This is a genomic window from Candidatus Palauibacter sp. (genome assembly GCF_965208055.1).
Taxonomy (GTDB): domain Bacteria; phylum Gemmatimonadota; class Gemmatimonadetes; order Palauibacterales; family Palauibacteraceae; genus Palauibacter.
Window position 1 is genome coordinate 3,988,698 of the sequence record NZ_CBDBNY010000004.1, and the last position, 12,913, is coordinate 4,001,610.

The 12,913-nt window shown below is 69.4% G+C and carries 6 protein-coding genes; 3 read left to right on the forward strand and 3 right to left on the reverse strand.

Translation table 11 applies throughout. The features are described 5' to 3' along the window. Positions 1–116 precede the first annotated feature (116 nt). On the reverse strand, positions 117–1,439 hold the full coding sequence (locus ACOGXI_RS17560) for an IS1182 family transposase (RefSeq protein ID WP_419937292.1): 1,323 nt from the start codon (positions 1,437–1,439) through the stop codon (positions 117–119). 1,031 nt (positions 1,440–2,470) lie between these two features. Here ACOGXI_RS17560 and ACOGXI_RS17565 point away from each other — a divergent pair. Continuing rightward, entirely contained in the window at positions 2,471–3,742 is a 1,272-nt protein-coding gene (locus tag ACOGXI_RS17565; protein WP_419940100.1) for an amino acid ABC transporter substrate-binding protein, read from the forward strand. An 88-nt stretch (positions 3,743–3,830) separates the two neighbouring features. Here ACOGXI_RS17565 and ACOGXI_RS17570 read toward each other — a convergent pair whose 3' ends face one another. Both ACOGXI_RS17570 and ACOGXI_RS17575 read right to left on the reverse strand, forming a co-directional pair. After that, on the reverse strand, positions 3,831–7,697 hold the full coding sequence (locus tag ACOGXI_RS17570; protein WP_419940101.1) for an amidohydrolase family protein: 3,867 nt from the start codon (positions 7,695–7,697) through the stop codon (positions 3,831–3,833). Further along, the gene (locus tag ACOGXI_RS17575) at positions 7,694–11,110 is read right to left on the reverse strand and encodes an amidohydrolase family protein (RefSeq protein WP_419940102.1); all 3,417 of its coding nucleotides are present in this window, start codon (positions 11,108–11,110) and stop codon (positions 7,694–7,696) included. The genes ACOGXI_RS17570 and ACOGXI_RS17575 overlap by 4 nt, the downstream gene beginning before the upstream one ends. A 145-nt stretch (positions 11,111–11,255) precedes the next feature. On the opposite strand from ACOGXI_RS17575, the gene rocF reads away from it, so the two are divergent. Both rocF and ACOGXI_RS17585 read left to right on the forward strand, forming a co-directional pair. Continuing rightward, positions 11,256–12,164, forward strand: a complete 909-nt coding sequence (gene rocF / locus ACOGXI_RS17580) for an arginase (RefSeq protein ID WP_419940103.1) — start codon at positions 11,256–11,258, stop codon at positions 12,162–12,164. 30 nt (positions 12,165–12,194) lie between these two features. Continuing rightward, a complete protein-coding gene (locus ACOGXI_RS17585; protein ID WP_419940104.1) occupies positions 12,195–12,896 on the forward strand; it encodes a hypothetical protein in 702 nt (233 codons plus the stop codon). Positions 12,897–12,913 lie beyond the last annotated feature (17 nt).

Here is a 12,913-nt window from a genome sequence, read left to right on the forward strand (position 1 = left end):
GTTTTCCGGGCGGGAACGCGTTGTTGGCGGGGAGACGGCCCGGCGGGCGGCGTTCGGGCGGGGTCGCGGACCCCTTCTTGTGCCCCGGGGAACGCCCGACACGGGTTTCCGGCCCCTCACGCGGCCCGAAGGATGTGGAGGCGCCGCACGTTGAGCGCCAGACACACGAGATCCCACTCGCCGCGCACGTTCTCCAGGCCCCTCATGCTGAACCGCCGGAACCCCATCGCCTCCTTGATCCACCCGATGGGAGCCTCCGCGATCCACTTGCGCTTCGCGTACACCGCCCGGCCCTCCGGAGTCTTCAGCCTCTTCGCCATGCGCGCCCTCGCCGGGCACGTCTCCGGGTCGGGCTCCGCGGCCGCCCCGCCCTCCCGGCCCAGCGCCACGTAGCCGTCGATCCCCCGCGCATCCAGAGCCGCCAGGTCCTCCTCGTTCGAGTAGCCCGCGTCGGCCAGCACCTCGCCCGGCGTCTCCCCCAACCGCCCGGACACCTCGTCAACCCGTTCCACCAACTGCCCCTGGTCGCTCGCGTTGTCGGTCACCTCCGCCCCCAACACCAGCTGGCTCTCGCCGTCGACCACCGCCTGCGCGTTGTAGCACTGCTGGTAGCCCTCCGTGCTCGTCCGCATGATCCGGCTCTCCGGATCCGTGAAGTTCGTCTGCGAGTCCGCCTCCGGCTCCCCGTAGTCCAGCTTGTACGGACTCCCCCCCTTCGGGTTGCGATCCCACTCCGGCTCCCGGCCCCGCGCGTCGTCGCGCTCGCGGGCCTCCGCCTCCAGACGAGCCTGCGCCGCCCGGATCGCCGCCAGCCGGTCCTCCCGCCGCTTCAACTCCTTCGGCAGCTCGTCGCCCCGAACGTCCTCCCCGTGCCGCTCGTCCTCCTCCGCGTCGGCCGCCTCCGCACGCGCCAGCAACTCCGCGATCTCCGCCTCCAGGCGCGCCTCCTCCGGACCCATCCGCCCGTAGCTCATCGCCTTCCGCTTGCTCGCGTTCGCCCGAACCTTCGTCCCGTCCACCGCCACCCGGCCCAACCCCGCCAGACCCAGTTCCCGCGCCAGAAGCACCACCTCCGCGAACAACGCACCGAACGCCTTCAGGTTCCTCTTCCGGAACTCGCACAGCGTCCGGTGCGCCGGAAAGTTCCCCGCCGCCAGCATCCTGAGCGGCACGTCCTCCTCCAGCTTCCGCGCCAGCTTCCGAGACGAAAACACCCCCGTCGCGTACCCGTACACCAGCACCTTCACCATCATCCGCGGATCGTACGGACTCCGCCGCCGCCCGTCCCCCTCGTAACGCGCGTAGAAAGCCGACAGGTCCGCCGCGTCCACCAGATCGCTCACATGATGCGCCAAGTGCCCCGCCGGCACCCACTCACGAAGATCCTGAGGCAGCAGCAACTGCTGGTCCGGATCGTACGGACGGAACCTCGTCCTCATCCTCTCCGGATCGTACGGTAGAGACCTCGCACTCATCGCCAACTCCCCGCGCCGAACGTGAACCCGTCACAGCACGGCATCACCATAGCCAGCCGAACCGCGCCGCACCATCGGCTTCTACGGCGCAAGCTCCTAGTCTTCGGCCGGGCTGATTCCGTGGAAGTACGATTCGACTCCAAGCCTATGGAACGTCACGGAATCATCGTGGATGCCGGTTTCCGCGCAACCGAGGATCGGGGCCTGCACCGCGCCTTCGTGGACAACCTACTCACGTCCGACGTCGTACACGTTCGGGCGTTGGGACGGCTCTATCGGTTCAGTCTCGAAGGTTTCGCACCGCTCTACCGTCGCGCCCGGGAGTGGTGCGGGTTAGAGGATGGCGAGGTGGTGTTGCAGCGGAGCTGACAGGTCCCACCATCGCCGAAACAGGCTTCAAAAGACTTGGCAACCCCGACCTTGAAGCGCTGGCCGAGAGCGCGTAAGCGGCGCTCTGAGCCTTCTTCGTTGACGGTGAGCCCGACGAAACGATGAGGATTCGATGGCGGGGACACGGAAGACGATGGCACGGTCGGACGCGACGTACCGAGCGATCTGGCTGTGCTATCTTGCGGCTAGACCGGAACGCCGTTCGTGGTGGGTTGGCCTCGCGATGCAAGGGCTGGATGCAGCCGAAGCCGCTGACTTCAGAATGAAGCTCGCGCTGGAGGCCGACCCGGACACGGGTTGCATGGCTGGCCGTGTCTGACGGGAGGGAACATCCCGCGGACCCCGATGCCTTGTCTCCAGAGATGCAAATGGTCTACGCGGACTGGCTCCGGGCCGCTGCCCGTGCGAAGGTGGCGGACGCAGAGGCGGGCGAGGCACTCGCGGACCGAGTGGGCGAGACGGGAGGAGGACAATGAAGAAAAGAGCGTTTTCGGGCGGGTGGGTGCCGGCTTGCCACAGCGGGATTTTGTCACCGGGTGCTGCTGGGACCCCAGGTTCGCGAAGGGCGTGGGGGCGGGATTCCTTCCGGGTCGAGGCGATTACTCATGAGCTACACGTATCGTGCGCGTCGAGCAGCCAACATTGGGCTGGGTGTCTTGGTCCTGACGCTGGCTCTGGTCGTGGCCGGCTGCGTGGACGACCCGACGGACCCCACCGGGCCGCCGCCGGACGAGGGAGGATCGATCACGCTGGCGGCGGCCGTCGCCGAGAGCGGGCGGCACGGTCCGGAAGGGATCGAAGTCGCCCGCGGGTATCGTCTCGCCGTCGAGATCCTCAACGAGAACGGCGGGATTCGCGGCCGGCCGGTGCAACTGGAGATTCGTGACGACGGGAGCGATGCCCAGGCGAGCGCGCGCCTGTACGCCGAACTCATCGCGTCCGGCACCGTCGATGCCCTGCTGGGACCGTTCAGCAGCCCGATCACGGAAGCCGTCCTCGCCGTCACCGAGGCCGCGGGGGTGCCGATGGTGGCGCCCATGGCGGCGGCGCCCTCGATCTGGTCCGAGCGGCAGCGGCAATGGAGCGTGCAGTCCCAGACTCCGGGACCGACCTACCTGCGGGGTTCCGTGGAGGTGTCCGTGTTCGGCGGCGCACGGACCGTCGCCATCGTGTACGAGAACACCTCGTTCCCGGCATCGGTGATCGAGGGCGTACGGGAAGCGGCCGGGCGTCATGGGCTGGAGGTCGTGCTGGATCGATCCTATGAGGTCGGAGCGGCCGACCACGAGGCGATCGCCGCCGCGGCACGGGACGCCGGCGCGGACCTCTTCATCGGCGGGGGCTATACTGCCGACGCCGCCGGCTTTGCCATCGCGGCGCCCGCCGTGGGCTACAGGCCGGTCCTCATGAGTCTGCTCCTCGGGCCCGGTCAGCCGCAGTTCGTCGACGCGGTGGGACCGGCCGCGCGCTGCGTCGCCGGCAACGCGCCGTGGCATCCGGCCATCCGGACGGGCGGGTTCATCGCGGACAACGAGACTTTCGTCCGTCGCTACGAGGCGGCGCACGGAAGGACACCGGGCTACCACGCGGCCGGCGGCTTTGCGGCGGTGGAACTCGTGGCCGAAGGCCTCGATCAGGCGATCTCCGGAGCGGGCGAACCCGATCGCGCCGCGCTGCGCGACTTCCTGTTCTCCGCCCGGACCGAGACCATCGCGGGTCCGTACGAGGTCTTCCCCATCGGCGACCCGGAGGCCGGAGCCCAGCGGGGGCTCAAGGGGTTGCAGGTCCAGTGGCAGGACGACGGCGCCGGCGGGCTCGTCCTCCGGATCGTTCACCCCTGGGCCGCTGCCGACGCGACCCCCTGCTTCATGCGCTGAACGGCCTGCGCTGAACCGCTATATGCGCCGAAGCGGCCGCGCCCGATCGCCGGACGCGGCCGCTTCAGGTCGTTTGGCGGGCCCCCCGCTAGTTCCCGCGGATCCCCGCGGCGGCGCCGGCGGCGTTCTCCTCCGCCGGCCGCTCCCTCTCGAGCGGTCGCGCCTCCGGGTAGATCTCGTCGAGCGTCATCCCGTCATACAGCCGTCCGTCCTTCATCACATAGCGGATGTCGACGGTGTTGCGCAGTTCGTCGAGCGGGTTCGAGTTGAGGACGACGATGTCCGCGAATTTCCCCTCCTCGATGCTTCCGAGCTGATCCCCGAACCCGATCGCCTCGGCGCCGAGGATCGTCGCGGCCCTCAGCATGTCGAAGTTCGACGCGCCGCCGGCCGCCATCGCCCACAACTCCCAGTGGTAGCCGACGCCCTGGATCTGCCCGTGGCTCCCCACGGCCATGCGGGCGTCCGCCTCGAGCATCTTCTTCACGAACTCGCCGTGACGCGGGAAGACATACTCTTCCTCCAGGAACCAGCCGCCTTCTCCGGGACTCCCCCCGGCGCCGGGCCCGCGCCGCCGGGCCCGCGCGTCGATGTTCGCCTTGGGCACGAACGTCGCGAGCTTCTCGTCCCCGAGCACGTCCTCGTGCGTGTAGAAGTAGTTCTCGCCGAACGGGCCGCCGTACGAGACGAGCAGGGTCGGGCTGTTCGTCGTCTCCGACGTCTTGAACAGTTCGACCACGTCCGAGTAGATGGGCGCGATCGGGAGATTGTGCTCGATGCCGGGGTATCCGTCGATCGCATGCGTGATGTCGATCTTGTAGTCGAGCCCGCCCTCCGTCGTGGGCATGAGTTCGAGGTCGCGCGCCGCCTGGATGATCCACTGACGCTGCTGGCGGTTGCCCGTCATGTACATCTTGAGCGTCTTCGTGTCGAAGTACTCCGCGTAGCGCCGCAGGATGGTCTTCGCGTGGTCCGCGTCGCGGAGGTTCTCGCCCGCGAACACGCCGGGTCCCGTCGAATAGATGCGCGGCCCGGTCATGCCGCCGGTCCGCACCCGGTCCGTGTAGCTGAGGATGTCGGTCGTCGCGGTCTGCGGATCGCGCGTCGTGGTGACGCCGTAGGAGAGCGTCGCGAGGTACTGCCACACCTCCTCCGGATGGATCTCCGGCACAAGCCACTGCGCGTGGTAGTGGGTGTCGATGAAGCCGGGGACGAGCGTCTTTCCGCTCACGTCGATGACGGTGGCGCTGTCCGGGACCTCGACCGAGTCGGCGGGGCCCACGGCGACGATGCGATTGTCCGTCACGAGTACCACGCCGTCCTCGATGATGTGCGGTTTCATGGCGGGTTCCGGCGGCTCCGCGGGGGTGTCCTCCTCCTCCTCCGCGGCTTCGGCCGCGCCCTCCGCGGCTTCCGACGGCGTCTCCGCCGGATCGTCCGGGGCCGCGCCCGCCGTGTCCGCAGGCGCCCCCGTAGTATCCGCCGCCGTCTCGTCCGGAACCTCGGTCATGGTGATGATCCGCCCGCCGGTGAGCGCCACCGTGCCGCGCGGGACGTCCCGCGGCAGCTGCGCCTCGATCCGGCGCTCGTGCGCCTCGTACGTCTCCGTCGTGTCGGCGAGGACCTCCTCGTCGCCCGCCCGCACCGCGGCCGATTTCGCGGCCACCTCCTCCGCCGCCTGCCGGATCGAGTCGGCGCGGGCCAGCAACGAGTCCGCCTCGACTTGCACGGAGTCGGCCTGGAGTCGGGTGATCTCGTCCTCCAGCTCCTCCGGTACCTCCTCGTCGGCGTTCTCGAGGCTGTCCGCCTCGGCGCGCTTTTCCTTGAGGGTGTCGGTGACCGCCGCCGCCCTGACGCGCAGGAGGGCGCGCGCGTGGGCGGTGGCTTCCTCCTCCTCTTCGTCCGCCTCGACGCGGTCCAGGTCGTACGTGAACAGCACGTTCCCCAAGGCCCAGTGCAGGGCGCCGCCGTCGGGCGCCCACGAGGCGAACTCACCGCCCACGTCCGTGACCTTGCGCACCGGCACCGGGGCGTCGTCCACCCGGAACAGCGTGATCGTCGGCGGGGTGTCGCCGACTTCGGCCAGGTCCGCCACGAAGAGGTCCCGTCCGAACTGCACGAAGGCGCGGTCGCCCGCCGGAGACAGCACGATCAGGCCGGCCGGCTGCGGTCCGCCCGGCTCCGCGGGCGGGTTCGGGTCCGTGGGGTCGGGACCCTGTCGCCAGGGGAAGACGCGTCGCGGCAGGAACTCCCACTCGTTCGGGTGCGGGTCGCCGATGCCGGCGATGCCCTGCCGCCCGCGCACGATCAGATGGCGCTTCACGTCCGTCCCGTCCCAGCGGAAGGACACCAGCCCCTCGACCGGGCTGTACGCGTAGATCCGGTCCAGATCGTCCGCCGCGAAGTGCGGCACGTCGCGGAGTCCCGTGGGTGAGATGACCTCCGCCTCCGCCGGCTCCGGTCCCGCTGTCGGCACCCACACGAACTCGCCGCCGATGGGGCCGAAGAAGGCCCCGGCCGCTTCCTTGAGCTGCCGGGCGGCGCCTCGCGAGGCGACGATCCGCTCGCCGTCGGGGGACCAGGCGACGTTGTAATAGAGGGCCGCCGTGGCCGAGAGCCGAATCGGTTCGCCGTCTTCCACCGCGACCTTCATGATGTGGCCGCCGTCGGAGTCGTCCCAGGTCGTGTAGGCGATCCAGCGGCCGTCCGGCGACCACTGGGGATGGAACTCGCCCGCGTCGCCCTCGGTGAGACGCCGCGGCTCGCCGTCGGGCAGATCGCGGATCCAGAGGCGGTCGAAGGCCGTGAACACCAACTGGCCACCGCCCGGGCCGACGACCGGACTCCGGATCTGGCTCGCCGTGACCATTGCCGTGGTGTCGATCTGGTACTCGAACTTCACCTGCGGGCCGACATCGAGTTCGACCTCCGCCTCGAACGGGATCTCCGTCGCCTCGCCCCCGTCCATGGGGACGTTCCAGATCTTGCCGCCATACGAGATCACGATCGCCGAGCCGTCCGGCAGGAAGGCGTAGCCCGGCATGACATCGAGCGGCGCCCGCGACTCCTGCTCGTCCCGCTGCACCGGATAGGCGAGCCAGCTCTCCTCTCCCGTTTCGAGGTCGCGCTTCCGGAGGCCCGTATCCGCGTTGTAGCGCGTGCCGTACACGAGCCAGCGGCCGTCGGGCGAGATCGCCGGCCGGAACGCCGACCCGTAGCGGTTGGTCATGGTCGTCGTGGCGCCCGTCTCGCGGTCGTAGCGGTAGAGCTGGTAGAGGGGCAGCACCGCGTTGTACGTCCAGTCCCCGAAGCCCCCGGCGTACCACACGTAGCGCCCGTCCGGGCTGAACGCCGCGCCGATCCGCTTGAGGAAAGACGATCCCGGCAGCGGCAGGGGAGACCCGCGCTCGGCGTGGTACATCGCGAGGGACGCGACGCCGCCCAGCCCGTTCGAGCGGCTGGCCACGATGTAGACGCCGTCCGGGCTCCATTCGGGCGACAGCATGAGGCTGGACCCGCCTCCGGCCACGCGGGTCGTGTCCGTGAGGTCGAGGCGCATCTTCCACAGCGCATCGCCCCCGCTGCGGTCGGAGATGAAGGCCACCGACTCGCCGTCCGGGCTGAAGCGGGGCTGCGTCTCGTAGGCCATCCCCGTGAGGAGGGGCGACGCCTCGCCGCCCTCGATCGGCATCGTGTACAGATCGCCCAGCAGGTCGAACACGATCGTCGTCCCGTCGGGACTCACGTCGAGCGAAATCCAGGTGCCTTCCGTCGCCGTGAAGCTCGCCGTGCGAGCGCTCCGCAACGGCAGCGGCTGCCGGCCTCCGGGCCCGCCGGGGCCCATCATCACCTGGGCCGCCGCCGGCGCGGCGGCCGCCGAAGCCACGAGCGCGGCGAGCGCCGCCGCCCGGCCCCTCCGTGCCAACTTCTCGGCCAGCCTCCCGCGGGGGCTCATCGGTCACCTCCCCGGGAGCCGGCGCCTACACTGGTCGTTACGGCGGGCGCGGTATCCCTCCACGGTTCGTTCGGGGCCGCCCGTTGCCTTGGCCACAGCTCATCGAGCGTGTCGCCATCGTAGAGTCGCCCGTTCATCATCACCTTGTCGATCGTGTTTGTGTTGCGGATGTTCGCGAGCGGGTCCGCGTCGAGGATCACGAGATCCGCGAGCTTGCCCGGTTCGATGGAGCCCAGGTCGCCGCTGAGGCCGATCGCGTCGGCCCCCATGAGCGTCGCGGCGCGCAGCGCGTCGTGCTCGTCCATGCCGCCGCTCTGGAGCGCCCACAGCTCCCAGTGATAGCCGAGTCCCTGCAACTGGCCGTGGCTGCCGACCCCGGTGTTCCCGCCGCCCTCCACGAGGTCCGCGAGCCACGCCGCGTGCTTCGGAAAGGCGTACTCCTCCTCGGCGAACCAGCCGCCCGGCCCCGGTCCGGTGAACAGCCCCAGACGCCGGGCCTTGATGTCGAGTTCCCGCTTCGGCGTGAAGTGGGTCAGCTTCTCATCGCCGAAGATGTCCCAGCGCGTGTAGAAGTAGTTCTCCGCCCACGGTCCCCCGTAGGAGACGAGGAGGGTGGGGGAGTTCACCGTACCCGACGTCGCGAACAGTTCGACGACGTCGTTGTACGCCGGAACGACCGGCATGGAGTGCTCGATCCCCGGATATCCGTCCATCGCGTGCGTCATGTTCAGGCGGTACTCGAGGCCGCCCTCGGTCGTGGGCATGAGCCCGAGTTCGCGCGCCGCCATGATGAGCCACTGACGCTGACGCCGGTTGCCCGACATGTACATCTTGAACGTCTTCGTGTCGTAGTACCGGCTGTACTTCCGCAGGACATCGAGCGCGTGCTCGTAGCTGCGGATGAAGTCGAACTGGAACACGCCGGGGCCCGTGTGGTAGACGCGCGGCCCCACCATCCGGCCCGCCCGCACCATGTCCTCGTAGGAGAGCACGTCGGTGGTCGCCGTCTGCGGGTCGCGGGTCGTCGTCACCCCGTAGGCGAGGTTGGCCTGGTAGATCCAGGGCCGCGCCCAGTGGAAGTCCCACAGGTTCCACATGTGGGCGTGCGTGTCCACGAACCCGGGCACGACGGTCTTGCCGCTGATGTCGACGACCTGCGCGCCCTCGGGGATCTCGCCGGGCCCCGCCCGCACCGACGCGATCCGGTTGTCGGTGACGACGATGTCGGCGTTCTCCACGATCTCGTCGCCGTTCATGGTGATCGCGCGCCCCCCCCGCAGGACCACGGTGCCGCGCGGAATGTCGCGCTCGGCCGTCACTTCGATCTGCTGTTCCGCCGGCGCGTAGGCCGTGTCGGCGAGGGCCGCGTCCAGATCGTAGGTGAACAGGGCGTTGCCCAGCGACCAGTGGATCGTGCGCCCGTCCGCCCCCCACACGGGGAATTCGGCCCCGAGTTCGTTGAGCTTCCAGGCGGGAACGCCCGCCGAGTCCGGTTTCGCGACGTCGATTCGCGGGAGCGTGGCGCCGAGATCCGGCACCGTGACCGCGTACAGGTCATCGCCGATGTGCGCCAGCGCGAGGTCGCCCTGCGGCGCCATGACGACCGACCCGGCCCCCAGTCGGAGGATGAGTTCGCGCGGCTCGTCGTGGTCGAACGTCGGCGGCATGGGCAGGTCCGACCGGGGAGAGCGGTCGTACCGCCCGGCCCGCGACGGGACGCCGCCCGCGTCGAGGTTCGCCCGCGACGTGACCGCCAGGTGCTGCCGCCGGTCCGTGTCGTCCCAGCGCGCGGATGAGAGCGCGGTCGTCGCGATGGGCGGGATGGGCGACCCGGGCACCGCGTCGGCCCGCGCCAGACCGTAGTAGTAGATGCGGTCCGGGTCCGCCGTGAAGTGCGGCTGCCGGCGTCCGCCCGTCGGCCCGATGCGGCTGAGTTCGCCGCCGTCCGCCGGGATCCAGACGAACTCCGAGTCCAGCCCGAATCCGATGAAGGGGTCGACGGCCTCCTGCACGTTCCGCCGCGAGGAGCGAATGGCCACGATGCGCCCGCCGTCGGGAGACCAGGCGGGTTGCTGATAGTAGGCCGGTTCCCGGGTGAGGTTCGTGCTCGCGCCGCCGTCCGCGGACACGCGGCGGATGTGGCCTTCGCCGGTGTCGTCGTCCCACGTCACGTACGCGACGGACCCTCCGTCCGGCGACCACACCGGGTGATACTCTCCCACGTCGTCGCCGGTGAGGCGGCGGGGAGTCCCGTCCGCCACGTCCGCGACGTAGAGCCGGTCCAGCGCGGTGAACGCCACGCGCGTCCCGTCCGGCGACGGCCGGGTGCTGCGGATCTGCTTCACGACGAAGGTCGGGGTGTCCTCGATCGGATACTCGAAATCAACTTCCGGGCCGACCGCGACCTCCGCGTTGACCGTGAACGGGATCTCGGCCGGCTCGCTCCCGTCAACGGGCACGCGCCAGATCCCGCCCCCGTAAGAGACGACGATCGCCTCCGAGTCGGGCGTGAACGAGTAGCCCGGCAGCACGTCCATGGTGGCCGTCGATTCCTGGTCGTCCCGCTGCACCGGGTAGGCGAGCCACCGTTCCTCGCCCGAGTCGAGTTCGCGCAGCCGGATCCCCGTCTCGGTGTCCTCGCGGGTGGCGTAGGCGAGCCATTCGCCGTCGGGCGAGAGGGCGGGGCGGAACGCGGAGCCGTACCGGCTCGTCATCGGCGTCCGGGTTCCCGTCCGGCGGTCGTAGACCCAGAGCTGGTACTGCGGGAAGATCGCGTTGTACTGCCAGGTGCCGAGGCGTTGCGCGTACCAGATGTAGCGCCCCTCGGCGTCCACCGCCGCGCCCAGCATGCGCTGCGCCCCGCTTCCGCCGACCATCTCGAGGCCGGTGCCGCCGTCCACGTGATAGAGCCAGAGCTTCTCGAGGCCGAAGAACGCCCGCGAGCGCGAGACGACGACGTACTTGCCGTCCGGCATCCACTCCGGCGAGAGGAAGACGCTCCCGATCCCCTTGCTGAGCTGCGTCGGCTCGCCCCCCTCCGCGTCCATGAGCCACACGTTCTCGTCGCCGCTGCGGTCCGAGACGAAGACGATCCGCGACCCGTCCGGACTGAAGCGCGGCTGCATGTCGTGCGGCAGGCCGCTCGTGAGCCGCGTCGCCTCGCCGCCCGTCATGGGCATCCGGTAGAGGTCGCCCAGGAGGTCGAAGACGAGCGTCTGGCCGTCCGGACTCACATCGAGCGAGATCCAGGTCCCCTCGTTCGTCGTGAAGCGGGCCCAGCGCGCCGGTTCGAGGGGAAGACCCCGGTCGGGATCCTTCTTCTCCTCCTCCTCCTGGGCCTGGGCCGGGAGGACGGAAACCGGTACGAGCAGGAGCAGCGTGGCCGCCCAGCGGCGACAGTGGAACGACAGCATACATCGACTCCGTTCGACGGGATTGCGGTTTGGACCCTTATGCTGTGAATGCTGTGGACCGGATGATCGTACGTACGAGCGGTATAGTAGTGTCGGCTCGTAATCGCCACCAACCGTAATCGTCACCAACAAAAGGAAACGATTCTTGGGCAACCATCGGGACATCGCGCTGATCTCCGTCTCCATCGACCTCGGGGCCGGGCGCCGGGGCGTGGACATGGGCCCCTCCGCCCTTCGCATCGCGGGAATCAGCCGGGAGATCGAAGCCGTCGGGCACAGGGTCACCGAACTCGGCACGCTGACCGCCGGCGGGCTGGAGACCAGCGAGGCCGGCGAGAGCGAGCTGCGTTTTCTGGACGAGGTCGCCCACGTCGCGGAGGGCACCCGCACCCTCGTGGGGCAGGGGTTGGACCGGGGCTGCACGCCGCTCGTCCTGGGTGGCGACCACTCGCTCTCGATCGGCTCCGTGGCGGCGGTCGCCGACCACTACCGCCCGCAGGGAGCGTCCATCGGCCTCATCTGGGTCGACGCGCACGCCGACATGAACCGCCCCCACACCACGCCCAGCGGCAACATCCACGGGATGTCGCTCGCCGTCCTGCTGGGACACGGGGAGCCGCGGCTGACGCTAGGCCGGGCAAGCGTCAGCCCGGAGAACGCGAGCGTCCTCGGCGCGCGGTCGCTGGATGCCGGCGAGAAGCGGCTCATCCGCGAGCTGGGCCTCCGCGTGTTCACGATGTCCGAGATCGACGAACGCGGCGTCGCGCCGTGCATGGACGAGGCGCTGGAGCGCGCCAATGCCGGGACCCGCGGCTACCACCTCTCCTTCGACCTCGACGCGCTCGATCCGCGGATCGCTCCGGGCGTGGGGACCCCGGTTCGCGGGGGACTGACCTACAGGGAAGGGCACCTCGTGTGCGAGAAGGCGTCCCGCTCCGGCCGGCTCCTCAGCCTGGAGCTCGTCGAACTCAACCCGGTCCTCGACGACCGCAACCAGACAGCCGAACTCGGGGTCGGCCTCGTCGCCTCCGCCCTCGGCGCCACCATTCTCTAGCGAAAGTCGTACCGCAGACAGCGAGGATTAATGCCGGAAGACAACCTGCTCGACTCCACTGATCGCACAAGTGATCGCACAAGTGATCGCACAAGGCGCGGAGGTCGCGCGACCCATCGCATCCCCTTCGGCCGCCTTGCGCTCGAGTTCGTGGTGATCGTGTTCGGAGTTCTGGTTGCCCTGGGCTTCGATCAATGGATGACGAACATCGACCACCGCCGGCTCGTCAACGAGACGCTCTACGCCCTGGCCGCAGAAATCGCCGAGAACACGGTAACCCTCGACCGTCGCATGGCATATCACGACCGGATCCTGCCGGGGCTCGTCGAGAATCAGCGGGCTGCCGAAGGAGGCGAACGCCAGAGCATGTCGATCAGCGGAGCACTGCCCGACGGACTCGGGCTCACGCCGTTGAGGAGTACCGCGTGGGAGCTCGCCAGCGTAACCGAAGCCGTGCGGCATTTCGATTTGCCGATTCTATCCACGCTCTCCCTCACGTACGCCCTTCAGGAATCGCTCCACGAGTACGACCGGATCGTTTCCGCCGGGATCATCCAACCGCAGTTCTTCGCGGCCACGGACCAGCCCGGCCCGATCATCTACCTTGGCGTCATGTTGAGCGACGTCCGGGAAAGGGAGGACGAGCTTGGGCGATTCTACGCAGAGACGCTCCGGCACGTGCGTCAGCGGCTGGATGATCCGGAGGCTGGCGCGGTGATTGAGGTCGGGTGACGGATGATGTCGAGACG

What these genes read in the sequence shown, in the direction of transcription:
- ACOGXI_RS17560 (WP_419937292.1), bottom strand. Translation starts at nt 1,439, where the DNA reads ATGAGGACGAGGTTCCGTCCGTACGATCCGGACCAGCAGTTGCTGCTG.
- ACOGXI_RS17565 (WP_419940100.1), top strand. Translation starts at nt 2,471, where the DNA reads ATGAGCTACACGTATCGTGCGCGTCGAGCAGCCAACATTGGGCTGGGT.
- ACOGXI_RS17570 (WP_419940101.1), bottom strand. Translation starts at nt 7,697, where the DNA reads ATGAGCCCCCGCGGGAGGCTGGCCGAGAAGTTGGCACGGAGGGGCCGG.
- ACOGXI_RS17575 (WP_419940102.1), bottom strand. Translation starts at nt 11,110, where the DNA reads ATGCTGTCGTTCCACTGTCGCCGCTGGGCGGCCACGCTGCTCCTGCTC.
- ACOGXI_RS17585 (WP_419940104.1), top strand. Translation starts at nt 12,195, where the DNA reads ATGCCGGAAGACAACCTGCTCGACTCCACTGATCGCACAAGTGATCGC.